This is a genomic window from Streptomyces sp. NPDC001068, assembly GCF_042897315.1.
Classification (GTDB): domain Bacteria; phylum Actinomycetota; class Actinomycetes; order Streptomycetales; family Streptomycetaceae; genus Streptomyces.
In genome coordinates, this window is the sequence record NZ_JBIAYD010000003.1 from 134,315 (window position 1) to 156,724 (window position 22,410).

22 protein-coding genes and 1 tRNA gene are annotated in these 22,410 nt (G+C 71.4%); 14 read left to right on the forward strand and 9 right to left on the reverse strand.

What is annotated here, in order from left to right; genetic code table 11:
* Nucleotides 1–326: 326 nt before the first annotated feature.
* Genes ACFY3I_RS10035 through ACFY3I_RS10045 form a run of 3 tightly spaced genes read right to left on the reverse strand, consistent with a single transcriptional unit; the run spans nucleotide 327 to nucleotide 1,512 of the window.
* Complete coding sequence (locus tag ACFY3I_RS10035) at nucleotides 327–656, reverse strand: hypothetical protein (protein WP_390860191.1); 330 nt, start codon at nucleotides 654–656, stop codon at nucleotides 327–329.
* Nucleotides 657–659: 3 nt separating this feature from the next.
* A complete protein-coding gene (locus tag ACFY3I_RS10040) occupies nucleotides 660–971 on the reverse strand; it encodes a hypothetical protein (RefSeq protein ID WP_390860192.1) in 312 nt (103 codons plus the stop codon).
* Complete coding sequence (locus tag ACFY3I_RS10045) at nucleotides 961–1,512, reverse strand: bifunctional DNA primase/polymerase (RefSeq protein WP_390860500.1); 552 nt, start codon at nucleotides 1,510–1,512, stop codon at nucleotides 961–963. The genes ACFY3I_RS10040 and ACFY3I_RS10045 overlap by 11 nt, the downstream gene beginning before the upstream one ends.
* Nucleotides 1,513–1,932: 420 nt before the next feature.
* On the opposite strand from ACFY3I_RS10045, the gene ACFY3I_RS10050 reads away from it, so the two are divergent.
* Nucleotides 1,933–3,180: a hypothetical protein gene (locus tag ACFY3I_RS10050; RefSeq protein WP_390860193.1), complete on the forward strand. Its 1,248-nt coding sequence runs from the start codon at nucleotides 1,933–1,935 to the stop codon at nucleotides 3,178–3,180.
* A gap of 41 nt (nucleotides 3,181–3,221) precedes the next feature.
* Complete coding sequence (locus ACFY3I_RS10055; protein ID WP_390860194.1) at nucleotides 3,222–3,830, forward strand: hypothetical protein; 609 nt, start codon at nucleotides 3,222–3,224, stop codon at nucleotides 3,828–3,830.
* On the opposite strand, the gene ACFY3I_RS10060 is transcribed toward ACFY3I_RS10055, so the two are convergent.
* Nucleotides 3,827–4,756, reverse strand: coding sequence for a phosphotransferase family protein (locus ACFY3I_RS10060; protein ID WP_390860195.1), 930 nt, complete (start codon nucleotides 4,754–4,756; stop codon nucleotides 3,827–3,829). The two genes, ACFY3I_RS10055 and ACFY3I_RS10060, sit on opposite strands and share 4 nt — an antisense overlap.
* 108 nt (nucleotides 4,757–4,864) lie before the next feature.
* Between ACFY3I_RS10060 and ACFY3I_RS10065 the strand changes: the two genes are divergently transcribed.
* Nucleotides 4,865–4,934 (forward strand) — tRNA-OTHER (locus tag ACFY3I_RS10065).
* A gap of 440 nt (nucleotides 4,935–5,374) precedes the next feature.
* Here the strand turns inward: ACFY3I_RS10065 and ACFY3I_RS10070 are convergent.
* The 3 genes from ACFY3I_RS10070 to ACFY3I_RS10080 all read right to left on the reverse strand — a co-directional run bounded on the left by ACFY3I_RS10070 (nucleotide 5,375) and on the right by ACFY3I_RS10080 (nucleotide 8,754).
* Nucleotides 5,375–6,124 carry an ABC transporter ATP-binding protein gene (locus tag ACFY3I_RS10070; protein WP_390860196.1) on the reverse strand — a complete coding sequence of 250 codons (750 nt, stop codon included), beginning with the start codon at nucleotides 6,122–6,124 and terminating at the stop codon, nucleotides 5,375–5,377.
* A gap of 43 nt (nucleotides 6,125–6,167) precedes the next feature.
* Nucleotides 6,168–8,270: a hypothetical protein gene (locus tag ACFY3I_RS10075; protein WP_390860197.1), complete on the reverse strand. Its 2,103-nt coding sequence runs from the start codon at nucleotides 8,268–8,270 to the stop codon at nucleotides 6,168–6,170.
* 199 nt (nucleotides 8,271–8,469) lie between these two features.
* Nucleotides 8,470–8,754: a lactococcin 972 family bacteriocin gene (locus ACFY3I_RS10080; protein WP_365290497.1), complete on the reverse strand. Its 285-nt coding sequence runs from the start codon at nucleotides 8,752–8,754 to the stop codon at nucleotides 8,470–8,472.
* A 491-nt stretch (nucleotides 8,755–9,245) separates the two neighbouring features.
* On the opposite strand from ACFY3I_RS10080, the gene ACFY3I_RS10085 reads away from it, so the two are divergent.
* The 7 genes from ACFY3I_RS10085 to ACFY3I_RS10115 all read left to right on the forward strand — a co-directional run bounded on the left by ACFY3I_RS10085 (nucleotide 9,246) and on the right by ACFY3I_RS10115 (nucleotide 16,552).
* Nucleotides 9,246–10,706 carry a hypothetical protein gene (locus ACFY3I_RS10085; RefSeq protein WP_390860198.1) on the forward strand — a complete coding sequence of 487 codons (1,461 nt, stop codon included), beginning with the start codon at nucleotides 9,246–9,248 and terminating at the stop codon, nucleotides 10,704–10,706.
* Between the two features lie 73 nt (nucleotides 10,707–10,779).
* Nucleotides 10,780–12,042, forward strand: coding sequence for an NAD(P)/FAD-dependent oxidoreductase (locus tag ACFY3I_RS10090; protein ID WP_390860199.1), 1,263 nt, complete (start codon nucleotides 10,780–10,782; stop codon nucleotides 12,040–12,042).
* Nucleotides 12,043–12,052: 10 nt separating this feature from the next.
* Entirely contained in the window at nucleotides 12,053–12,358 is a 306-nt protein-coding gene (locus tag ACFY3I_RS10095) for a (2Fe-2S)-binding protein (RefSeq protein ID WP_390860200.1), read from the forward strand.
* A complete protein-coding gene (locus tag ACFY3I_RS10100; RefSeq protein ID WP_390860201.1) occupies nucleotides 12,345–13,778 on the forward strand; it encodes an NAD(P)/FAD-dependent oxidoreductase in 1,434 nt (477 codons plus the stop codon). The genes ACFY3I_RS10095 and ACFY3I_RS10100 overlap by 14 nt, the downstream gene beginning before the upstream one ends.
* A gap of 42 nt (nucleotides 13,779–13,820) precedes the next feature.
* The gene (locus ACFY3I_RS10105; RefSeq protein WP_390860202.1) at nucleotides 13,821–14,729 is read left to right on the forward strand and encodes a dihydrodipicolinate synthase family protein; all 909 of its coding nucleotides are present in this window, start codon (nucleotides 13,821–13,823) and stop codon (nucleotides 14,727–14,729) included.
* Between the two features lie 33 nt (nucleotides 14,730–14,762).
* Nucleotides 14,763–15,764, forward strand: coding sequence for a proline racemase family protein (locus ACFY3I_RS10110; RefSeq protein WP_390860203.1), 1,002 nt, complete (start codon nucleotides 14,763–14,765; stop codon nucleotides 15,762–15,764).
* A gap of 83 nt (nucleotides 15,765–15,847) precedes the next feature.
* Entirely contained in the window at nucleotides 15,848–16,552 is a 705-nt protein-coding gene (locus tag ACFY3I_RS10115; protein WP_390860204.1) for a GntR family transcriptional regulator, read from the forward strand.
* A gap of 146 nt (nucleotides 16,553–16,698) precedes the next feature.
* Here the strand turns inward: ACFY3I_RS10115 and ACFY3I_RS10120 are convergent, their stop codons facing one another.
* Nucleotides 16,699–17,673 carry a Ku protein gene (locus tag ACFY3I_RS10120; RefSeq protein ID WP_365290471.1) on the reverse strand — a complete coding sequence of 325 codons (975 nt, stop codon included), beginning with the start codon at nucleotides 17,671–17,673 and terminating at the stop codon, nucleotides 16,699–16,701.
* A 65-nt stretch (nucleotides 17,674–17,738) separates the two neighbouring features.
* Here ACFY3I_RS10120 and ligD point away from each other — a divergent pair, with 65 nt between their 5' ends.
* Nucleotides 17,739–18,620 (forward strand): non-homologous end-joining DNA ligase, encoded by an 882-nt coding sequence (gene ligD / locus ACFY3I_RS10125; RefSeq protein WP_390860205.1) that lies wholly within the window; start codon nucleotides 17,739–17,741, stop codon nucleotides 18,618–18,620.
* Nucleotides 18,621–18,692: 72 nt separating this feature from the next.
* Here the strand turns inward: ligD and ACFY3I_RS10130 are convergent, their stop codons facing one another.
* Nucleotides 18,693–19,496: a nuclease-related domain-containing protein gene (locus ACFY3I_RS10130; protein ID WP_390860206.1), complete on the reverse strand. Its 804-nt coding sequence runs from the start codon at nucleotides 19,494–19,496 to the stop codon at nucleotides 18,693–18,695.
* Nucleotides 19,497–19,669: 173 nt separating this feature from the next.
* On the opposite strand from ACFY3I_RS10130, the gene ACFY3I_RS10135 reads away from it, so the two are divergent.
* From ACFY3I_RS10135 to ACFY3I_RS10145, 3 genes are all read left to right on the forward strand, one after another.
* A complete protein-coding gene (locus ACFY3I_RS10135; RefSeq protein WP_390860501.1) occupies nucleotides 19,670–20,101 on the forward strand; it encodes a protein phosphatase in 432 nt (143 codons plus the stop codon).
* A 109-nt stretch (nucleotides 20,102–20,210) separates the two neighbouring features.
* A complete protein-coding gene (locus tag ACFY3I_RS10140) occupies nucleotides 20,211–21,032 on the forward strand; it encodes a hypothetical protein (RefSeq protein WP_390860207.1) in 822 nt (273 codons plus the stop codon).
* Nucleotides 21,029–22,258 carry an ATP-binding protein gene (locus ACFY3I_RS10145; protein ID WP_390860209.1) on the forward strand — a complete coding sequence of 410 codons (1,230 nt, stop codon included), beginning with the start codon at nucleotides 21,029–21,031 and terminating at the stop codon, nucleotides 22,256–22,258. The genes ACFY3I_RS10140 and ACFY3I_RS10145 overlap by 4 nt, the downstream gene beginning before the upstream one ends.
* Nucleotides 22,259–22,410: the final 152 nt, after the last annotated feature.

The window sequence follows — 22,410 nt, forward strand, 5'->3', positions numbered from 1 at the left end:
CCGCCTGCCAAGGATCCCTGTCGTCCATTTCCCGAGGTCAGAGCCTCTATCAGCCCCAAAGGCTCGCAGCTTCCCAAGCTGATGTTCTCGCGTGCGACCAGGCACACCGCTCGCTGCCCAACAATCGAACACGCTGGTCTGCCGCTTCGTCCGGGCTGCGGCGCTGGGGCGCCGGTCCCGGCCGAGCGGCAGACGAGAGAGCTGACGTACGACAGAAGGCCCCGCGCATCGGCCGCCGGGAGAGATGGCGAAGTGCGGGGCCGGGCTGGCCGGTCGCAGGAGCCTGCCAGCACTGCGGCCAACCGAAGTTTCATCGGTCAACGAGATCAGACCACTGACGCACCCCGGCCCATCGTGCGCCTCGGCGTCGGCAATACGTCGGAACTTGCCTCTGACTTTGCCCCGAGGCCGGAGAGGATCAGTTCGGCCAGCATCGCGGCCGTCTCCGGCTGGATGGTGCCAAGGCGCACCAGGCCGTCACCAGCGACATTCACGTCTGCCGCAAGGCCGGGAAAGTCCGTCTCCAGGCCCAGACCTGACAGTTGTGTGGCCAATGCCCCTGCGCCGCGTCGAGCCCGAACCCAACCACGGACGTACGGAACTCCGGGCACCAGGTCTTCGGCGCGCTTGGCGACGACTCCCCGTCGGTCGGTCATGGCTCAGTCCCTTCCTGCGCGCAGTTCGGTGGCTCGGGCGCCGCTCTTCTCACATCGCGCGCCGCCCGTTGCCAGGGCCAGCCGCAGCAACTCGGCCAGTCGCTCCGCGGTGGCCGGCGATACCCGGCCGAGTTCGACCAGGCCGTGCCCGAAGGCATTCAAGTCGGCACGCAGGTAGGGGAAGTCCATCTCCATTCCTGCGCGGATCAAGGCGTCTCGTAGAGCGGTCGTGGCGTTGCGAGCGGCGTACCAGCCGTCGCTTTCCAGAGGCGACCAGGCGGCAGCGTCGCGCCGGTCCGCGGTGTCATCCGGCATCCGCCGCGCTCCCCTCGATTGCACTCCAAGTCAAGGCAGCAGCGGACGGGTAGCGCTCGCCGTAGCGGTCCACCCGAGCAAGCAGTTCCGCGGAGGCTACGAGCATTGTGGCCAATGCGACCGGGCGAAGCGGGTTGGCCATCGGTCGGCGGATCGGGGCGCGGAGCCATTCATAACGGTCGCCGGGCATGGGCATGGGGCCGGGTACGACAACCACCGATCCGCCGCTGAGGTAGCGGTACGCGGGTGGAGTCCCCTCTTCGCGTTCGAGGTAATGAGCGAAGTCCTCCCGGCTCTTCGAGCCGAGGAAGAAACCCACCCGTTGGCTCCCGTGATCGAGCACCGTCGGGCCGAACGGAAGGCCGCGCCGGAGCAGTTGATCGAACGTCTCCATGCCGACCCGCTGCCCGACGGTCACCATGTCGAAGAGGCGGCCGGCCGGGACCATGTAGGGCGACCGAGGATCGTCCGCCCAGGTGGCCCGGCAGTCCGCCGGATCATCGGCGGCAGCGGAGAGCCATTCGACGCCCCTCCTCGTCATCCTCTGCACGTCATCTCACCTCGGCCAGAACCGGAGACAGTTGCGGCTGCGACGCCGCCTTGTGTCCAGAGTCGGGGTCAACGCTCCGGCCAGGGCAGATGACGAGAGGTGACGGGGGATGACGTGTCACGCGTCGACGCGTCATCTCCCGTCATGCACCCAACGGCTGTCGCAATCCGGTTACTTGCAGCGCAGGGTGATGAACACCGCGTACATTCGGTCGTAAGGTCAGAGAACCGTGCGCCCCGGAAGTCGCGCCCGTTCACAGGTGGGGAAGGAATGGTCACGTCTTCGCTGGAGTCAGCCAGCGTTCGCTTACGGCAAGCCCGCGTGACCCGAGGCTGGAGCCAGCCACGGTTGGTCAGAGAGTTACGCCAGGCTGCCATGCGTCGTGGCCATCAGCTCACCTCCGACGCCAGCGTGAAGCGCCGAATCGCCAGCTGGGAGAACGGGCACAGCGTGCCGGACGATTTCTACGGTCCGCTGCTGTGCGAGGTCTACGACCTCAGCGCCGCCGAGCTGGGGCTGAACCACGAGGGCGAGCGGGACGCAGGCCTCTTGGACGCCAGCTATCCGGGGAGCCCCGAAGGCGCGATCGAGACCGTCGGTCAGTTGTGGCGAGCCGATCTCAACCGGTACGAGCCTCTGCTACAGGCCGAGCCGTCCGAGCCCGCGTGGAACGAGGCCTCGCTTCGGTGGTTGGTCGCGCCCGAGCCGGCCGTTCCTCAGCAGCGTCGGGACGGCATGCGCGTCGGTCTCGGAGATGTGGCTGCCATCAAGACAACCGCGGACATGTTCGCCCAGTTAGACGACCGGTTCGGCGGCGACCACGCGCGGCATGCAGCTGTGCAATACCTCAGCACCGAAGTAACACCACTCCTCCGCGGGCAGTACAACGAGCACGTTGGCCGGGCCCTCTTCTCCACCGTCGCGGAGGCGACGCTCCTAGCCGGTTGGATGTCCTACGACGCCTGTCGGCACGGCCTGGCACAGAGGTACTTCCTCCAAGCCCTCCGGTTGGCCCAGGACGCCAATGACCGCCGGCTCGCCGGGAGCATTCTGTCCGCCATGAGCCATCAGGCTACGTTCCTCGGCCGATACACGCAGGGCGCGACGCTCGCCCGTGCTGCTCTCATGGGTATCTCCCCCGTGGCCACGCCCACGCTTCGCGCCCAGTTCCACGCCATGGAGGCACGCGCCCTTGCCCGGACCGGGGACGTTCGGGCTTGTGAAGCCGCCTTGAACGCGGCTACGAAGGCGCTGGAGAGCCGGAACAGCGACGACGAGCCCGAGTGGATCAGCTATTTCGACGAGGCCGAGCTTGCTGCAGAGGCCGCCCACTGCTTCCGTGACGTCAACAGCGCCCGGCAAGCCGTCGCTCATGCCGAGAACGCCATGAGCGGCAGCCACGTACGAAGCGACTTCTTCGCAACGATGGTCCTCGCCGACGCCCACCTACGCGCCGGTGACGTCGAGGAGGCTTGCCGCGTGGCACTCGACGCGCTGGACCTCGGCGAGCAGCTCAAATCGGCGCGGTGTGTCAGCTATCTCGCCGAGTTCCGGCAGAACCTCACCGCGAGCGGCAACAGCGCGGACGTGCAGACGTTTACCGAGCAGGTCAGGGAGCACAGGCTGTGGGTAGCCGCAGCCCCAAGCACGGCAGTCTGACTTTCACCCGGATCGCCCCAGCTAGGAGAGAGGATCCATTCATGGGTGACCTGCTGACTCCCATCATCTCGGCTGCTTCGGCTCTGCTGGGTGTCGGCCTGACCGGCACCATCAGTGCTCGCTCCGATAAGCGCAAAGACAAAGCTCTTGAGAGACAGCAGGTGCACCAGGAGTCCGTTCAGGAGCGCACTCACATACGCGAGCTTCATGCGGAACACAAGAAATGGCTCCGCGAGCAAAGATTGGCCGCGTACCAGTCGCTATTGACTGCCATGACCCAAGCACGTGAGGCAAATTGGCAATATTTCAACGTGCTGCAATCGACATCCTCCCCCTCGCCTGACGCCCAGGAGAGGAGAACCGCAGCACGACAAGCACGTAGCGTGGCCAGTCAAGCAAGCCACACAGTCCAGTTGGAGGGTCCCGAACCGGTCTCTGCTGTTGCTGTTCGCTGCCTGGCCATCATGGAGCTTGAGTACGAACGTGTTGCCACTCTCGTCGAGGGCACACTCACTAACAATCTGAGCCAGCAACGCGAGGCCGACCTACGGGCGGAATTCAGGGAAGGCGATCAGGAGTACAAGGACGTGATGGATCTGCTCGTTGAGACCGCGAGAGGAGCGCTCGGCGAGATTCTGGCCGTCGACTAGAACGGGCCCCATTCATCTCGCCCGTCTCCGGTACGAATGGACCGTACCCGCCGCGCGAATTCCGCGGCAGCTGAGTCGCTGGTCGTGACCTGGTGGCCGAGCCACGCGACCATCATCAATTCGCGCAGGTCCGCGAGGGTCTCGTATCCAGGCCAGTTCATCACGTCGAACCCGTACCGGTGGACGAACTCCGCGTACTCCGCCTCCGAGTGCCAGCCGTACCGGTCGTAGAACGCCGCCGTCTGGATCAGGTCCCATTCGCGCGGGGCAAGAGCGAAACCGTCCAGGTCGATGAGCACCGCGTGCCCATCCCGATGGCGAAGGATGTTCCCGATGCTCGCGTCACCGTGGATCATGCCGAAGGGGAGGACGAAGTCCAGTCGGTCGTACTCCTTGGCCAGGCGGGCCGCTCGTTCGTCCAGGAACGTCCGGTCCTCGGCCGCGATGCCGTCGAGGCCTTCCAACGAGGCCGCCAGCTTTGCCAGCGGGTCGAAGTACGGGAGGCGGAGGGATTCGGGCTCCTCAAGCCAGTGGAGGCGCCTCAGGAGATCAGCCAGTTCAGCGACCGTCGCGTACTCCACTCGGTCTTGGACACTCTCCCAGAAGGTCACCACCAGACCGCCGATGACCAGCGGTTGCGTGACCGACGCCGGCGCACGCATCGCCGGGAAGTCCTGCGTCTCCAGCCACCGGGCGACGCTCACAGCTCGGTCCATGTCCGCGAGGACGGATCGGTCACGCGCGACGCGGACTATCACGGGTAACGAGGTGAGGGTGTAGACCGCGTTCGAACCGAGTCGCAGCAACTCGGCGCCGCGGAAGTCGAGTCCAGCCGTCGCGCAGGCCTCTTGGAGTACGGGTTCCAAGCCCTCCGCCGTGAACTCCGTGCCGCCGCTGTCAGGTGCCCCGCTGCTGCCCGAGATCATGCTTCGACCATACGGGCCGGACCGACCGCCCGACAGGCCGCCCACGTAATAGGGGCGTAATGATCTTGATCGGAAGAGATCGCGCCCGCCCCTCCCCCGCAGCTCAACGCCCCGCGACGGCAACGGTTCCTGATGGCCTCCGGAGCCGTGTGCGCAGGTTCGAATCCTGCCGGGGGCACCCCTTATGAGGTGCCCAAAGACCCCGTCGCCAGCGGAAACGCTGAGGCCGGGGTCTTCTTGCATGTGCAGGCGTGTGCGGCCCGAGGCGGGCGTATGCCTGGGTCCGTGGACGAGACGTGGATGGGATCTTGGAGCATCGCCACAGGTGAGCCCGCGAAATGACGAGGCCCCCGTGCAGACCGCCACGGAGCCTCGCGCGCGGCTCAGCGATCACACTCGGGTCTCGCGAAGTAGGGTGTCAGCCCCTTCATAGAGCTCCAGGGAGTACCTCAGACCGGAGCGGCCGTCGCCGTCGTTGACTTTTTCCCTACAGCGACGATCCCGTCACCGCAGTCAGAGAGCCCCTGTTAAGGTCCGCGACTCGCAATACGCTGACTGACCCGCATCGGTGGTCGACCGGCCGTGGGGCCGGCCGCCGTTCTCGCCGGGCGCCCACGGTCACCCCGTCGCCCCCGCCCCCTCCGTCGCCGGCGCCGTCGCCGTCGCCGTCGCCGTCGCCGGCGACCGTACGACGGTCGACTCGTGGACGGCGTACACGGCGTCGCAGCGGTCGCGGACGCTCGCGTCGTGCGTGGCGATGACCACCGCGCAGCCGGCCCCGCTCATCTCGCGCAGGATGTCCATGACGACCGTGGTGTTGTCTTCGTCGAGCGCGCCGGTCGGCTCGTCCGCGAGTACCAGGGCCGGCCGCTGCACCATGAGCCGGGCCAGCGCGACGCGTTGCTGTTCGCCGCCGCTGAGGTGGTGGATCGCCTCCTTCTCCCGGCCCGCGAGGCCGACGCGGTCCAGGGCCTCCGCGACGGCCGCGCCGCTCCTGTCCTTGCCCCTCCACCAGCGGCTGCCCTCGCCCTCGCCCGGCGTGGAACGCCGGGGCCTGGCCACCACGTCCAGGTTCTCGGCGACCGTGGCGTTCTCTATCAGCGCGTAGTGCTGAAACAGGTAGCCGAGGGTGTCCCGGCGATACCGGCGGGCGTCGCCCCTGCCGAACCGGGTGATGTCCCTTCCCTCGTACCGGATCGTGCCGGCGCTCGGCCTGTCGAGCAGTCCGAGGCAGTTCAGCAGGGTTGACTTGCCCGAACCGCTCGGGCCCACGAGGGCCAGCATCTCGCCGCGGCGGACGGTGAGGTCGACGTCACGCCACAGGGTCCGGGTGCCGAAGACCATCGCGAGACTCTCGATATCGATCACAACTGACTCCCGTTGGACGGACGGTTCTCGGCACGGGTGGGGTTCACGACTCCGTCGCCCCTTCCTTCACGATGCGGCGGTGGAAGAACGCGAGAGCGAGCAGCACGGCTCCCAGTTCGAAGACGACCAGGCCGGTGATGACGGTGAGGTCCAGGGAGCCGATGTGCATCGGTTCGAAGGGCGCGGGCGCACCGGCCGCGGCGAACCTCTTCAGTTCCCGGTTCTGCTGCCAGGCCTGGAAGGGGACCCGGGTGGCGAAGACAAGGGCGATGGCCACCTCCACGGCGAGGATGAAGCGATGGTTCGCGACGTATCTCCAGCCGCCGATGTGCCGTACGAAGATGCTCTGCGCGTTCTTCCGCGCGTAGATGAGGCAGACGCCGACTCCGGCGATGAGGAGCACTGTCACGGCGACCGCGAGATCGAAGACCTGGAGCCGGAGTTTGGTGACCGAACTCCGCAGGTCCAGGGCGGTTTTCTGGCCGACGGGACTCACCGAGTTGACGTAGTCGCGGACTTGATTCGTCCTGATTGCCTTCAGTACGTCGTCGGGGTCGGGGAAGACCACTCCCGCCTGGGTGGCGAACGAGGTGTAGGCGTCGTCGGTGAGGAAGCGCGAGCCGTTGGGGACGGCGACGACGACCGGGTCGCGTACCAGCGATCTGTCCTCGTCCGGGCTGTGCGCGGAGCTGTAGACGTACGTGCCGGTGCTGTAGGCGAAGAGACGTTGTCCGCTTCTGCTGCCGAGCGTTTCGAGGGGGATGTGCCGGCTGCGACCCGGGTCGATGATCTCGGAGGCGGCCTTGGTGATGGCGGCCCTGTGCGAGGTGAGGGAGTCCGGGACGATGACCCGTACCGGGCGGGAGTCCGGCGCCTCGCCGTCGTGGGCCTCGGAGGCGTATCTGCGTCCCCGCGGGTCGAGGAGCGGCTGCTCACGGAGGTACGTGTCGTTGACGACGAGGATCTCGCCGGCGGGCAGTCGCGCGTCGGGCGCGGAGACCTGGAGGTCCCTGCGTCCGGCGACGATGACCTCACCCCGCCGGTCGGCCTGGCGCAGCCATGGACCGACATGGTCGTTCAACTGGTCCATGTGCATGGCGAAGGCGCCGTTGAGGCGGATCGAGACCGCGTCGCCCACGCCCCGGTAGACATCCCGGTTCTCCTGGCGGGTCAGGACGTCGCGGCTCGCGAGCGTGACGTTCGTGGCGATGGCGAGTGCGAGCAGCAGCGCCGGGACACGTACGAGGTAGACGCTGAACGACGCCGCCCGTGAGGGCAGTTCGCCCTTGAGGGCGCGCAGTACGTCGACCTTGTGGGTCAGGGCCAGCGCGGCCGCGTGGGTGGCCAGTGCCACGGCGACGAGCAGGGCCGCGATGCCCGCGGCGAGCGAGGCGTACAGCCCCAGCCGGGCCAGGCCGTTGTAGAAGCCGAGGAAGGTGAGCGTCCCGGCGGTCACGGTGGCGGCCGCGACCAGCCAGAACGCCGCCAACTGCCGTAGGTCGCGGAGCAGGATGCCGGCGAAGGACATGCCCTGCATGCGCAGGATTCCGTACGACTTCGCGTTGAGCAGCACGCTCGCGCCGGTCGTCGTCAGGGCCGCGAGGGCGACCACGCACAGGGCCCGGTACAGGGGATCGCCCGAGTACCGGTCGGCCAGTTCGGTGTACGACAGGGGGTGGGTGACGGCCACGGTCATGCCGAGGTCCTCGAACTCCGCCTTCAAAGCGTCGGCGTCCGCGGCTGATCCCAACACGTAGTAGGAGCCGCGGGGATCCTGCTGTCCGATCTCGGAGATCGGATGCACACGCGTCTCGAGGTTCCTGCTGAACGCCGGGTAGCCGTGCTCCAGCCAGTCCGCGGTCACGGAGCGGGGGCCGCCCGGGGCCAGGTAGAGGTGCCGTATCCCGTCGGGGTTCCTCAGGTCGGCCACTTCACGGGCCACCCCGACTCCGTGCTCGGCCGAGAAGGACGCCACGGCCCGGACGACCTGAGCGCCGGTGGTGGAGTTGTCCGAGTCCGCCACGTCGATCAGGGCCGTGTTTCCGAGGACCCCGGTCTCGTCCAGACCGCGCAGGAACAGAAAGGCAAGGACGGCGGAGAAGGCCAGGACGGCGGCGTGGACGAATCGTATGCCTCGATGCAGCATGGGATACCTAGGTCGAAGGTGCCGGCGAGCACCCGTCCGGGCACTCGGGGCCGAGAATTCGGAACCGATAATTCAGGTCCGAGCAGAAAGGCCGTGGAGGCGAGGATTGCTCGCCTCCACAGCCGGCGTAGCTCTGTCAGGCAAGCGCGGGCGGCGCCACCCGCGGATGCCTAGACTCGTCGGGTTTCGACCGGGAGCCTCAGCAGTTCGGGTTGTAGTAGTACGACACCGAGCCGTTCAGCCCCGCCGAGGCGAGGGACCACTTGCCCTTCGCGGTGCACCCGCTGCCGAATACCGAGCCGCCCGTCTTCACCGAAGAGGCGTGCTGGTTGTTCGGGTGCTTGTAGTTCGACCACGCCGTGTTGGCGCCGTGGTCGTAGCTCCACGTGCCTCCGCCGACGTCGACGGTGGTGGCCAGGGCCGGCGTGGCCGCGGCCACGATGATGGCGGTGGCCGCCAGCGCAGCCTTCACCCCGTTGCGCATGCTCAAGACTGACTCCTCGTCTTCATGTTCTGGTCGGAACAGGGACAGATCTTGAACGAAAAATGGGACCGCGAGCAACCGGATATTCGCGTTACCCAGATCACAGCGATAAATCAGGCGTGGCGTGCATCAGTCGCGTCGGCCGATTTCCGGCCACTTCACCGCGGTGGCACGCGCCGGCCGGAGAAATGCAGGTAATGCGCGCGAGCAGACGGGAAAAGCCGCTCCCTGGTTGCGCGAGATATCGCCAAATCCATGCACCGGTTTTCAGCCATTCGGTTCCGGGCTTGGCGGTCCTTTTCTTGCGCATGTACTGTCATCGGATTACGGGGAGGCGCAGACAATGTCCCCTGCCTTGCCGGCCGGTCTGTAGCAGGCGCTTTTTTCCGGGATTCCCGGCGCGCGCCGGTGGCCGGTCCGGTGGGTTCTGAGTCATGTCGACGAACCGCTGACCTCAGTTCGCACCGCTACCCGGGGGCCCGACCACCTTCATGACTCCCCACCTCACCGCCGGCCGGCGCCCGCCGCCCGTCTGGCCGGTTCCCCTGCTCTGCCTGCTCTGGACCGTGGCCCTCGGAGTGTGGGGGCTGTCCCGGCAGCACAGCCTGTGGCGTGACGAGGCCGCGACCTGGCAGGTGGCCGAGCGGCCCACCGCCGAGATCTGGCACATGCTGGCGCACGTCGACGCCGTGCACGGCCTCTACTACCTGCTGATGCACGGCCTCTTCGAGGTCTTCGGGGCGAGTACGACGACACTGCGTCTGCCCTCCGTGTTCGCCATGGCGGTGGCCGCGGCCTGCGTGAGCGTCACCGGGCGGCGACTGGCCGGGACCTGGGCGGCCCTGGGCGCGGGGCTGTCGCTCGGCCTGCTTCCGGCGGTGCAGTTCTATCTCCAGGAGGGGCGCCCCTACGCACTGGTCACGGCCGGGGCCGCGATCTCGACGCTGCTGCTGGTGACCGTGGTCATGGACCGGGGGCCGGTGACGCGCTGGGCGGCCTACGCAGGCGCCGTCCTGCTGTGCGGGCTGCTGAACTGGCTGGCGCTGATGATCCTGCCCGCGCACGCGGCGACCCTGCTCTGGACACGGGCCCCGCGCGGGGTGTGGACCCGGTGGACGGCGGCCGCCGCGGCGGCCGTGGCGGGCGTGCTGCCCCTGGTCCTGTTCACCCGGAGCCAGTCCGAGCAGATCTCCTGGATACCACCGCTGACCTGGCACATGCTGATCGGCCCGGCCGTCCTTCTCGCCGTCGGCGGCCTCGGGGCACTGCTGGACCGGCCGCGGGCGGGCCGGCTGTCGGCGACGGCCGTGGGGCTGCCGCTGCTCGCGGTGCCGCAGCTCATGCTGATCGGCCTCTCCCTGGTCCAGCCGCTGTTCCTGGACCGGTACGTGCTGTTCAGCCTGCTGGGTCTGGCGCTGCTGATCGGGACGGCGCTGGGCACCGCGGTACGGGCGGCCGCACCGCGCTTCCCCCGGACGGCGCCGTGGATCCTGCCCGTGGCGGTCGCGGTGGCGATGGCCGCGCTGCTCCCCCAGTCGCTGGCGAAGCGCTCCCCGGCCAGCCGGGTGGACGACGTCTTCGCCGTGGCGACGGACGTACAGCGGCTCAAGGCGCCCGGGGACGCGGTCGTCTTCGTACCGGCGGCGCGGCGCGACACCGAGCTGGTCACCCCGCGTGCCTTCACGGGTCTGCGGGACATAGCCCTGGCCGAGAGCCCGCAGGAGTCCGGGACGCTGAAGGGCGTGGAGGCCGGCTGCGCCCGGATCCGGACGGTGATGCTGGCCCAGCGGCGGATCCTGCTGGTGACGGACATGGCGCGGGTCGCGACGCCGGTGTCGGCGCGGCGGGACCGGACGAAGGTCTCCGTGCTCAGGAAGTACTTCACGCCGGTGGCGGACGCGCAGGTCCGCGGCCGCAGGGTGACGGTGTATCAGCGCGTCGAACGCCCGTGACGGCGGTCGCCCCGCGGGTGCGGTGGCGTTCCGTGGCATTCCCCCCTCCTGCGGTATGTGACATAGTACTGAGGTGGCCAAGTCACTGACCTGCGATGTCGTGGTCGTCGGCGCCGGGATGGTCGGGGCCGCCTGCGCTCTGTACGCGGCCCGGGCCGGGCTGGACGTGATCGTCGTGGACCGTGGGCCGGTGGCCGGCGGGACGACCGGAGCGGGCGAGGGCAATCTCCTGGTCTCCGACAAGGAACCCGGGCCGGAACTGGACCTGGCCCTGCTGTCGGGCCGGCTCTGGGCGGACCTCGCCGAGGAGTTCGGGGCGGCCGTCGAGTACGAGGCCAAGGGCGGTGTGGTCGTCGCCGACTCCCCGGACGGACTCGCCGCACTGGGGCGGTTCGCCGACGGGCAGCGCGCCGCGGGAGTCCACGCCACACCGGTCGGGGAAAGGGAGTTGTACGACCTGGAGCCCCGGCTCGCGCCCGGCCTGCCCGGCGCCGTGCACTACCCGCAGGACGCCCAGGTGATGCCCGCCCTGGCCGCCGCCCACCTGCTCCGCGCCTCCGGCGCCCGGCTGTTCACCGGCCGTACCGTGACCGGCATACCGCGCACCCCCGGCGGCGCGGTGCGCGGGGTCCGCACCGACCGGGGCGACGTCGACGCGCCCGCGGTGGTCAACGCGGCCGGCGTCTGGGGCGCCGGCATCGCCGCTCTGGCGGGCGTCCGCCTCCCGGTCCTCCCCCGCCGCGGCTTCGTCCTCGTCACCGAACCCCTCCCGCGTCTGATCCGCCACAAGGTGTACGCCGCCGACTACGTGGCCGACGTGGCCAGCGACGCGGCCGCGTTGCAGACCTCGCCGGTCGTGGAGGGGACGGCCGCCGGGCCGGTGCTGATCGGCGCGAGCCGGGAACGGGTCGGACTCGACCGGGCCTTCTCGTTGCCGGTCGCGCGGGCGCTGGCGGCGGGGGCGACCCGGCTGTTCCCGTTCCTCGCGGAGGTCCGCGCCACCCGCGCGTACCTCGGGTTCCGCCCGTACATGCCCGACCATCTCCCCGTCATCGGGGCCGATCCCCGCGTCCCCGGCCTCCTCCACGCCTGCGGCCACGAGGGCGCCGGCATCGGACTCGCCACCGGCACCGGCCACTTGATCGCCCGGGCGCTCGGCGCGAAGACCCAGGGTGAGGCCGCGGCCGAAGACGGGGATGAGGTCGCGGCCGAAGGCGCGGACGAGGGCAGGGGCGAGGCCGCGGGCCTGGACGGGCGCCATGGCCGGGGGGCGGACCCGGACCTCGCGCCCTTCCGGCCCGACCGCTTTCCCACGGACCACCCTTCCGTCGACTAGAGGAGACCGCGTGCGATCGCCCCTGGAACTCGCCGACGCCCAACCGGATCCGGCGTTCACGGTCGACCTCGACGGGCGCGAGATCTCCGCCCGGCCCGGTCAGACCGTCGCCGCCGCGCTCTGGGCGGCCGGCGTCACCTCCTGGCGCACCACCCGGGTCGGGGGCCGCCCGCGGGGTGTCTTCTGCGGCATCGGCGTCTGCTTCGACTGCCTGGTGACCGTCAACGACCGGCCGAACCAACGTGCCTGCCTGGTGCCCCTGCGGCCCGGCGACTCGATCCGTACGCAGGAGGGGACGGGCCATGGCGGCGACTGACCGCCCGCGTCTCGCCGTGATCGGTGCGGGGCCGGCCGGACTGGCCGCCGCCGTCGCCGCCGCCTCGGACGGGGTCCACGTCACGCTCGTCGACTCGGGGACGCGGGCGGGCGGGCAGTTCTACCGCCGGCCCGCCGCGGAGCTGCGCGCCCGGCGGCCGCAGGCCCTGCACCACCGGTGGCGGACGTGGGAACGGCTGCGGGACGGCCTGGAGGCCCAGGTACGGGCCGGCACGGTGCGCCATCTGACGGATCATCATGTCTGGTTCGTGGAGCGGCTGGACGGCGGGTTTGCCGTGCACGCGCTGCTCGGCCCCGCGCAGCGGGAGCCGGTGGCCGTCCCCGCCGACGCGGTGCTCCTCGCCACCGGCGGCTACGAGAAGGTGCTGCCCTTCCCCGGCTGGACCCTCCCCGGAGTCGTCACCGCGGGCGGCGCGCAGGCCATGCTCAAGGGTTCCCTCGTGGTCCCCGGACGCACCGCCGTCGTCGCCGGCACCGGTCCCCTGCTGCTCCCCGTCGCGACCGGCCTCGCCGCGGCCGGAGTCGAGGTGGCCGCACTCGTCGAGGCCGCCGATCCGCGGGCGTTCGTACGGCGCGACCCGAAGGCGTTCGTACGCGGGGCCCGGGCGCTGGCTGCCGAGCCGGGCAAGGTCTTCGAGGGTGCCCGGTACGCCGCCGGGTTGCTGCGGCACCGGGTGCGCACGCTCGTCGGTCACACCGTCGTCGAGGCGCACGGCACCGGACGGCTGGAGGCCGTCACCGTGGCCGCCCTCGACCGCACCGGGCGGGTCAGGCCCGGCACCGAGCGCCGTATCGCCTGCGACACCCTCGCCGTCGGCCACGGCATGCTCCCGCACACCGACCTCGCCGGGACGCTGGGCTGCCGCCTCGACGGGCCGGCGGTCCACGTGGACGACGAGCAGCGCACCGACGTGCCCGGCGTCTGGGCCGCGGGCGAGACCACCGGTATCGGCGGCGCCGCGCTCTCCCTCGCCGAGGGCCGGGTCGCGGGCCGGTCCGCCGCGGCCCGGCTGCGCGGCGCCGAACCCGACCCGCGCGCCTGGGCCGCCGCCGCGAGGAGCCGTACGCGATCGCGGGAGTTCTTCGCGGTGCTCGACACCGTCTGCGTGCCGCCCGCCCGCTGGGCCGAGCAGGTCACCGACGACACCGTGGTCTGCCGGTGCGAGGAGGTGACCGGGGGCGCGATCCGGGAGGCCGTCGCGGAACTCGGCGCGGGTGACGCGCGGACCGTGAAGCTGCTGACACGGGCCGGCATGGGCTGGTGCCAGGGGCGCGTGTGCGGGCCCGCGGTCGCGGGGCTCGCCGGATGCGAACTCGACGCCACACGCATGCCGTTCGCCCGGCCGGTGCCCCTCGGGGTGCTGGCCGCCGCCGGAGAACGGGAACCCGAGGACGACTGAATGCCGCATCCCCCGGAAGAGAGCGACCAGATGGGACCCAAGATGACCGCAACCGAGAAGGAACCGGGCGACCGGCCCTGGCACGGCGTCCTCGTCGCCACCGCCCTGCCCCTCGACGACGGCCTGTCGGTGGACTACGACCGCTACGCCGAGCACTGCGCCTGGCTGGTGGCCAACGGCTGCGACGGTGTCGTACCGAACGGCTCGCTCGGCGAGTACCAGACGCTCACCGACGAGGAGCGCGCCCGGGTCGTGGAGACGGCCGTGGCCGCCGTCGGCGGGGAGCGGGTGATGCCCGGAGTCGCCGCCTACGGCTCGGCGGAGGCCCGCCGCTGGGCCGAACAGGCCCGCGACGCCGGCTGCGCGGCCGTGATGCTGCTGCCGCCCAACGCCTACCGTGCCGACGAACGCTCGGTGCTGGCCCACTACGCCGAGGTGGCCGGGGCGGGCGTCCCGGTGGTCGCGTACAACAACCCCGTCGACACCAAGGTCGACCTGGTACCGGAGTTGCTCGCCCGACTGCACGGCGAGGGGTGCATCCACGCCGTCAAGGAGTTCTCGGGCGACGTCCGCCGCGCCTACCGGATCGCCGAACTCGCACCGGAGCTCGACCTGTTGATCGGCGCCGACGACGTCCTGCTGGAACTGGCGATCGCCGGGGCCAGGGGCTGGGTCGCCGGATACCCGAACGCGCTGCCCCGCGCGAGCGTCGAGCTGTACCGGGCGGCCGTCGGCGGGGATCTCTCGACCGCCAGGAAGCTGTACGGGCAGCTGCATCCGCTGCTCCGCTGGGACTCCAGGGTCGAGTTCGTGCAGGCCATCAAGGTGTCCATGGACGTCGTCGGGCGGTACGGCGGTCCCGTCCGCCCGCCGCGGGTGCCGCTGCTGCCCGGACAGGAGGCCGCCGTCCGCGCCGCCACCGAGCGGGCCGTCGCCGCCGGACTCGCCTGACCGACCCCGCCCGGCCGACCCACCAGGAGCGTCATGCGCAGCAAACTCGTCCTGCACGCCGTCGACTCGCACACCGAGGGCATGCCCACCCGCGTGATCACCGGCGGGATCGGCACCCTCCCGGGCGCCACCATGAACGAGCGGCGACTGTACTTCCGTGAACACCGCGACGACGTCAAGCAGTTGCTGATGAACGAGCCGCGCGGGCACTCGGCGATGAGCGGAGCGGTCCTGCAGCCGCCGACCCGGCCCGACTGCGACTGGGGGGTCGTCTACATCGAGGTCTCCGGCTATCTGCCGATGTGCGGGCACGGCACCATCGGGGTGGCCACCGTGCTGGTGGAGACCGGCATGGTCGAGGTCGTCGAACCCGTCACCACGATCCGGCTCGACACCCCGGCCGGTCTCGTCGTCGCCGAGGTCGCGGTGGAGAACGGCGCGGCCCGGCACGTCACCCTCGCCAACGTGCCGTCCTTCTCCGCGGGCCTCGGCCGCGAGATCACCCTCGCCGACGGGCGCACGGTGACCTACGACATGGCCTACGGCGGCAACTTCTACGCCATCCTGCCACTGGACGAGTTCGGCCTGCCCTTCGACCGGTCCCGCAAGGAGGAGATCCTGAAGGCCGGTCTCTCCCTCATGGAGGCGGTCAACGCCGAGGCGGAGCCCGTCCACCCGGAGGACCCCTCCATCCGCGGCTGCCACCACGTCCACCTCGTCGCGCCCGGCGCCACCGCCCGGCACTCCCGGCACGCGATGGCGATCCACCCCGGCTGGTTCGACCGCTCCCCCTGCGGCACGGGTACCAGCGCACGCATGGCACAGCTGCACGCGCGCGGTGAACTCCCCCTCCACACCGAGTTCGTGAACGAGTCCTTCATCGGGACCCGGTTCACCGGCCGGCTCCTCGGCACCACGGAGGTCGCGGGCCGGCCGGCCGTGCTGCCCAGCTTCACAGGCCGCGCGTGGGTCACCGGCACCGCCCAGTACCTGCTCGACCCGACCGACCCGTTCCCGACCGGCTTCGTCCTCTAGAGGCAAGGGATACTGATGCTGCGTGACATTGCACCCTCGGTCACGCGTGACATTGCACCTTCAGGCGCGAGGAGACACCCCGCATGCCCGCCGCCCAGCACAGCTCGCCCCCCGGCGTCCCGGCCCTGCCGACCCTCGGCGGCAGAAGGAGCAGCTACCGGGAACGGGTCGCCGACGCGCTGCGGGCCGCGCTGATCGCCGGTGAGCTGCGCCCCGGCGAGGTGTACTCCGCGCCGACGCTCGCCGCCCGCTTCGGAGTCTCGGCGACCCCGGTGCGCGAGGCCATGCTCGACCTGGTCAAGGAGGGCCTGGTCGACACCGTCCCGAACAAGGGGTTCCGGGTCACCGACGTCTCCGAGAAGCAGCTCGACGAGTACACCCACGTCCGCGCCCTCGTAGAGATCCCGACCGTGACGGAACTGGCCAGGACCGCGGACCCGGTCTCCCTGGAGGCGCTGCGCCCGGCCGCCCGGGAGATCGTCCGGGCCGCCGTCGCCGGAGACCTGGTCGGCTACGTCGACGCCGACACCCGGTTCCACCTGGGCCTGCTCGCCCTCGCGGGCAACGCCCACCTCGTCGAGGTGGTCGGGGACCTGCGGGGCCGCTCCCGTCTCTACGGCCTCACGGCCCTGCTGGAGGCCGGCCGCCTGCTGGCCTCCGCCGAGGAGCACCTGGAACTGCTCGACGCGCTGACCGCCCGCGACGAGCGGGCGGTCCACGAGGTCATGACCCGCCACATCGGACACGTACGCGGCCTGTGGGCGGCCAGGAAGGCCCCGGAGAGATAGCGCCTGGACCGGGGCGGCCCAGGACGGTCATCCCGTGGGCATGCCAGGCGCCGCGCGTATGGGCGCCCCGTGCGTGTGTCAGGCGCCGTACGTATGGGCGCCGCGCGTATGGGCGCCCCGTGCGTATGTCAGGCGCCGCGCGTGTGTCAGGCCGTGCGCTTGCGGGGTGAGGTCTTCTTCGCCGACGCCGTGGCCGTCTTCTTCGCCGCCGCCCGCTTCGAGGTCGTCGACTTGGCGGTGGTCTTCTTCGCGGCGGCCGCCTTCTTCGCGGCCGGCTTCTTCGCCGCGGGCGTCGGCTTCTTCGCGGCGGCCCGCCGCGGCATCGGTGTGACCTCGGCGTCCTCGCCCCTCGACTCCTTCGCCGCCCGCACGCTGTTCTCCAGGGCCGCCATCAGGTCCAGGACCTTGCCGCCCTTCGCCGGTTCCGGGGTCTCCGGCGGGGCCTCGCCGGCCGCCTTGGCCGCGATGACCTCCTCCAGGGCCGCCCGGTACTCGTCGTGCAGGTCCGCGAGGTCGACCTCGCCGAGGGTGTCCATCAGGGCGTCCGCGAGATCGAGCTCCTTGTCACGGACGGTGACGTCGACGTCGGGGGCGACGCCTTCCGGCGCCCGGACCTCGTCCGGCCAGAGCAGTCCGTGCATGGCGATGGCGTCGCCGACCACCCGGAGCATGCCGAGGCGTTCCCGGCCGCGCAGCGCGTACTTCGCGATGGCCACCTTGTGGCTGCGTTTCAGGGCCTCGCGCAGGAGGGTGTAGGGCTTCGCCGCGGGGGCGCCGCTCGCCGCCAGGTAGTAGGCCGCGTCCATCTGGAGCGGGTCGATCCGGTCGGCCGGCACGAAGGCCACGATCTCGATGGTGCGGGCGGTGGGGATGGGCAGGTGGGACAGGTCGTCGTCGGTGATCGGGACGATCGTGCCGTCGGCGTCCTCGTACCCCTTGCCGATCTCCGACTGGGAGACCTCGCGGTCCTCCAGCTCGCAGAACTTGCGGTAGCGGATCCGTCCGTTGTCCTCGGCGTGGACCTGGCGGAAGGAGATCGAGTGGCTCTCCGTGGCGTTCACCAGCTTGATGGGGATGCTGACGAGCCCGAAGGAGATCGCGCCGTTCCAAATGGATCGCACCTGCGGAGTCCTTCCGTCCGACATCCAGGCCATGTCCGCGCGGATATGTATGAGATTGTCATCGTATGACGCCGATCACAGAGGTGGGCGGGCGGAGGGTCGCGCTCAGCAATCTGGAGAAGGTGCTGTATCCCGCGACCGGGTTCACCAAGGGCGAGCTGCTGCACTACTACGCGACGACCGCCGGCGTCCTGCTGCCGCATCTGCGCGACCGGCCGGTCTCCTTCCTGCGCTATCCGGACGGACCCGACGGCCAGGTGTTCTTCACCAAGAACGTTCCTCCGGGTACGCCCGAGTGGGTCACCACCGCCGAGGTGAGCCGCTCGGAGGGGTCGGCGCGGATGGTCCTGGTGCAGGATCTGCCGAGCCTCATGTGGGCGGCGAACCTGGTGACGGAGTTCCACACGCATCAGTGGCTGGCGGGGACGCCGGACGAGGCCGACCGGATCGTCCTGGACCTGGACCCGGGGGATCCGGCGACGGTGGTGGAGTGCTGCGAGGTCGCGCTGTGGCTGCGGGAGCGGCTGGCGGCGGACGGGATCGAGGCGTACCCGAAGACGGCCGGGTCCAAGGGGCTGCATCTGCTGGCCGGGGTGCGGGGCGCGTCCAGCGAGCGGGTGAGCGAGTACGCCAAGGGGCTGGCCGTGGCGGCGGAGCGGGCGATGCCGCGGCTGGTGGTGCACCGGATGACGCGGAGTCTGCGGCCGGGGAAGGTGTTCGTGGACTGGAGCCAGAACGCGGGGCGCAAGACCACGGCGACGCCGTACACCGTACGGGCGCGGCGCGAGCCGATGGTCTCGGCGCCGGTGACCTGGGAGGAGGTCGCGCGGTGCCGGAGGGCGGCGGAGCTGGAGTTCCGGGCCGCGGACGTCGCGGGCCGGATCGAACGGTACGGGGACCTGCTGGCACCGCTGCTGGCCCCGGAGCGGGCGGCCCCACTGCCGTGAACGCCACCGCACCACCGCGAACCGCACGGCGCCCCCCCAGCACGCTCACGCTCACACGCGCTCCCGCTCGCGCTACAGCCGCCCCCACGTCCTCCGGTCGCGTGCCATCGCGTGCAGGGCCTCGACGTCGGCCGGTTTGAGTACTCCGCCCAGGCGGGACAGGCCCCGCAGGTCCCGGTCGCGCAGGACGCGCAGTTCGCGCGGCGGGGCCGTCAGGACGACGTCCGCCGGCTCGGTGAGCGCCAGGACCGGGTGGACCTCGGCCGTCAGGGCGTACGAGGCCCGGTCGGCGGCCGCGCGCAGGTGGCGCAGAAGCGGCCGGGGGTCGCGGCGGCCCAGGGTGACCATGGGATCGGCGACCCGGACCTTCTGCTTGCGGGCGTGGAGCGCGTACACGCAGAAGAGGCCGCCGGGACCGATCAGCAGGTGGTGGATGCGGTCGCCGCCGGGCAGCGGGACGGAGTGCAGGGCGTGCCAGCCCGCGCCGTCCAGGTGGTCCAGGGCGTCGCCGACCGTCTGTTCGGCGGCCAGGGCGCGGCGGCGCGGGTCCGGGCGCAGGCGATGGGCCGGACCGGGGTCGCGGTCGAGAGCTACCAGCAGTGCCTCGCCGGGGCGGTTGGGGGCGAGGTCGTCGTCGGGGTGCAGGCTCAGCCTCGCCAGTTCGGCGGGCGTGGGCACGGGGGGCGGGCCGATGGTGACCGGGCCGGTCAGGAAGGGCCGCAGGGTTTCGAGCACGTCGTCCCGGCGCTCCTCGCTGAGCAGGTTGACCCGGCCCGCCTCACGGTCGTACCAGGCGATGTTCCGTCCGTCCGGCCGGCAGACGTACAGCCGTTCCTGGCCGTGGCGCCAGGCCGGCACGACGCGCAGTCCGCTCATTGCGACATCACCCCTCGACCATGGGAACAGGCGGGGTGCTCCGCGGGCAAGAACCCGGCTACCTTTGACAGGGGTTGGCGCGCGACGGGGAGGCGCCGGTGCGGATCCGTGGAGAGAAGTACGAGGTTCCGGCCGCGGACAGCCCGTGGAGCGAGGTGGTGCCCGGGCTGTGGATGGGCGGCCACGAGTTCCGAGGGCAGGCCGGACAGCTGGAGTCCGCTGTCGTACGGGACGAGTTCGATCTGGTGCAGAGTCTGCTGCGGCTGCCCGGGCACGGCCCGGACACCGGGGTCGAGCACCAGGTGTGGCCGATCCCGGACGGCCCGCTGGACGGTACGCAGCTGGCGGGCGTGATGCGGCTCGCCCGCACGGCCAGTGAGGCCGTGGACACCGGGCGGTCGGTGCTGGTCCGCTGCTACAGCGGCTACAACCGGTCGGGTCTGGTGGTCGCGCAGGCGCTGGTGCACCGGGGGCGTACGGCCGAGGAGGCGATCCGGCTGGTGCGGTCCAGGCGCTCGCCCTGGGCCCTGCACAACGAGTTGTTCGTCGCGTACCTGCGCGCCGGGCTGTCCACCGCCCGGCTGCTCGAGGAACTCGCCGAGTAGCCTCTCCCGTGCACGGGCCGCCTTCGGGCACAAAAAGGACTTCCGTACGAATCTACGAATAAGGTGTACGGGCCCGAGACCCACGAACCCCGACCGTCCCAGGAGCAGTGTGCCGACCCGTCGTCCCCGCCGAACCCGCCGTACCGCCCTCGCCGTCACCGCCGTCGCCCTGCTGGCGACGGCGGTGGCCGGCTGCGGTGACTCCGGCGGGCTCCGGGCGGCCGGTGCCACCCCGACCGCGGTCAGTCCCGCGAAGCTCTGGCCCGACCTGCGGCCGGCGTCCAGTCCGGCCTGGCCCTACGACGAGGGCAGCGCGTCGGCCGTCAAGGGACTCACCGTTCCCGGCGACGACATCCGCGAGGTCGATCCGGTGGCCGTCGTATGGGCGGAGATCGCGTCGCAGGCCGCGGACTACGGGTCCAAGGGCGCCTACCACGAGACGGCGAACCGGGTACGGGAGTGCGCGGCCGGGGGCGGCGGGGCGCGGTGTCCGCTGCTCAAGCCGTACTACCGGGATCTGACCGGGGACGGGCGGGACGAGCTGACGCTCGGCTTCCGGCTGTACCCGACCAACCAGACCGCGCTGCGCGTGTACACCGTGGTCGGCCACCGGCTGGTGCAGGTGCTGGAGGACGACGACGCGATCATCGGCGTCGAGCTGGCCGGGCGGGCGGTCGTCGTGCGGTCGCCGGCCGGGATCAGCGGGTACGAGTACCGGACGACGTGGGCGTGGGATCCGGAGCGGAAGGCGATGGTGTTCTCCCGGGACGAGTTCCTGCGCACCGGCGAGGCCCGGCACAGCCGCACGCAGGCGCCCGCCGCCCCGTCCTCCCCGGGCCTCCCGTCGCCCGCCCTCCCCGCCTCCGCCCTCCCCGACCCGGTCCTCTCCGACTCCGCCCCTTCCCCCTCCCCCTCGGCGAGCACCCGATGAGGCTTCCGCGCCTGGCCGGGACGCTGGCCGCGAAGTCGGCCGCGTTCATCACGGTGATGTGCTGTTCGCTGGCCGCGCTGCTCGGCGTCCTCGTGCACGTGTCGGTCACCGACCAGACGGTCGCGCAGGCCCGTGACCAGGCGCTGTCCCGGCTGGCGGACGCGACGACCGCGTACGCGGCCGGGGACGCGCTGGTGCCGGGCTCCGCGATCGACCCGCCGGGGCTGCCACCGGGGCTGCGGAGGCTGGCGGTGGCCGGGCAGCGCGGCACGACGGTCGCCAGGGACGACGGCCGCCCCACGATGTGGGCGGCGGGCCCGGCCGACCACGGCCGGGCGCTCGCGGTGGCCGTGGACTACTCCCAGCAGGCCCGTACGATCGCCGGCCTGGACCGCTCGATCCTCTGGTCGTCGGCCCTGGCCATCGGGGTGACACTGCTGGTCGGCGCGTTCGCGGTGACCAGGGTGACCCGGCGGCTGCACGGCACCGCGCGGGTGGCCCGGCGGATCAGCGCCGGGGACCTGGACGCACGGGTGCACGACCCGCGGACGAAGGACCCGACCCGGCCGCAGGACGAGGTGGCCGCGGTCGCCGCGGCGCTGGACGGCATGGCCGCGTCGCTGCAGGGCAAGCTGCTGAGCGAGCGGCGGTTCACCGCCGACGTGGCGCACGAGCTGCGGACGCCGCTGACCGGGCTGCACGCGGCCGCGGAACTGCTGCCCGAGGGGCGGCCGACGGAACTGGTGCGGGACCGGGTCGCCGCGCTGCGCACACTCACCGAGGACCTGCTGGAGATCTCCCGCCTGGACACCGGCCGGGAGCGGCTGGAGACCGACGCGGAGGCGCTGGGCGCGCTGGCCGAGCGGGTGGTGCGGGCGTCCGGGACGGAGACCGAGGTGAAGGTCGTACGGGACGCGTGGGTGGAGACGGACCGGCGGCGGCTGGAGCGGGTCCTGGGGAACCTGGTCGCCAACGCGCACCGGCACGGCCGGGCGCCGGTGGTGCTGACGGTGGAGGGCAGGGAGGTCACCGTCCGGGACCACGGGGGCGGCTTTCCCGGGTACCTGGTGGCACACGGGCCCCAGCGGTTCCGGACGGAGGGCGGGTCGAAGGGGCACGGGCTGGGCCTGACGATCGCGGTGGGCCAGGCGGAGGTGCTCGGCGCGCGGCTGACGTTCGGCAACGCGGTCGACGGCGGGGCGGTGGCGGTACTGACGCTCCCTTAGGGGTGGCGAGGGGCGCGTTCACGGCCGCGGGTGCGTGGGGGTCGTTCGCGCAGTTCCCCGCGCCCCGGACGGGGGCGGGGGACAGCGCCGCAAGCCCCCCCCCGCGGGGGCCTGGCCCCCCCCCCCCGCCCCCCCCCCCCCCCCCCCCCCCA

Coding starts and splice junctions, on each gene's coding strand:
- ACFY3I_RS10035 (WP_390860191.1), bottom strand. CDS start 656: ATGACCGACCGACGGGGAGTCGTCGCCAAGCGCGCCGAAGACCTGGTG.
- ACFY3I_RS10040 (WP_390860192.1), bottom strand. CDS start 971: ATGCCGGATGACACCGCGGACCGGCGCGACGCTGCCGCCTGGTCGCCT.
- ACFY3I_RS10045 (WP_390860500.1), bottom strand. CDS start 1,512: ATGACGAGGAGGGGCGTCGAATGGCTCTCCGCTGCCGCCGATGATCCG.
- ACFY3I_RS10055 (WP_390860194.1), top strand. CDS start 3,222: ATGGGTGACCTGCTGACTCCCATCATCTCGGCTGCTTCGGCTCTGCTG.
- ACFY3I_RS10060 (WP_390860195.1), bottom strand. CDS start 4,756: ATGATCTCGGGCAGCAGCGGGGCACCTGACAGCGGCGGCACGGAGTTC.
- ACFY3I_RS10075 (WP_390860197.1), bottom strand. CDS start 8,270: ATGCTGCATCGAGGCATACGATTCGTCCACGCCGCCGTCCTGGCCTTC.
- ACFY3I_RS10080 (WP_365290497.1), bottom strand. CDS start 8,754: ATGCGCAACGGGGTGAAGGCTGCGCTGGCGGCCACCGCCATCATCGTG.
- ACFY3I_RS10085 (WP_390860198.1), top strand. CDS start 9,246: ATGACTCCCCACCTCACCGCCGGCCGGCGCCCGCCGCCCGTCTGGCCG.
- ACFY3I_RS10100 (WP_390860201.1), top strand. CDS start 12,345: ATGGCGGCGACTGACCGCCCGCGTCTCGCCGTGATCGGTGCGGGGCCG.
- ACFY3I_RS10105 (WP_390860202.1), top strand. CDS start 13,821: ATGACCGCAACCGAGAAGGAACCGGGCGACCGGCCCTGGCACGGCGTC.
- ACFY3I_RS10110 (WP_390860203.1), top strand. CDS start 14,763: ATGCGCAGCAAACTCGTCCTGCACGCCGTCGACTCGCACACCGAGGGC.
- ACFY3I_RS10115 (WP_390860204.1), top strand. CDS start 15,848: ATGCCCGCCGCCCAGCACAGCTCGCCCCCCGGCGTCCCGGCCCTGCCG.
- ligD (WP_390860205.1), top strand. CDS start 17,739: ATGACGCCGATCACAGAGGTGGGCGGGCGGAGGGTCGCGCTCAGCAAT.
- ACFY3I_RS10130 (WP_390860206.1), bottom strand. CDS start 19,496: ATGAGCGGACTGCGCGTCGTGCCGGCCTGGCGCCACGGCCAGGAACGG.
- ACFY3I_RS10135 (WP_390860501.1), top strand. CDS start 19,670: ATGGGCGGCCACGAGTTCCGAGGGCAGGCCGGACAGCTGGAGTCCGCT.
- ACFY3I_RS10145 (WP_390860209.1), top strand. CDS start 21,029: ATGAGGCTTCCGCGCCTGGCCGGGACGCTGGCCGCGAAGTCGGCCGCG.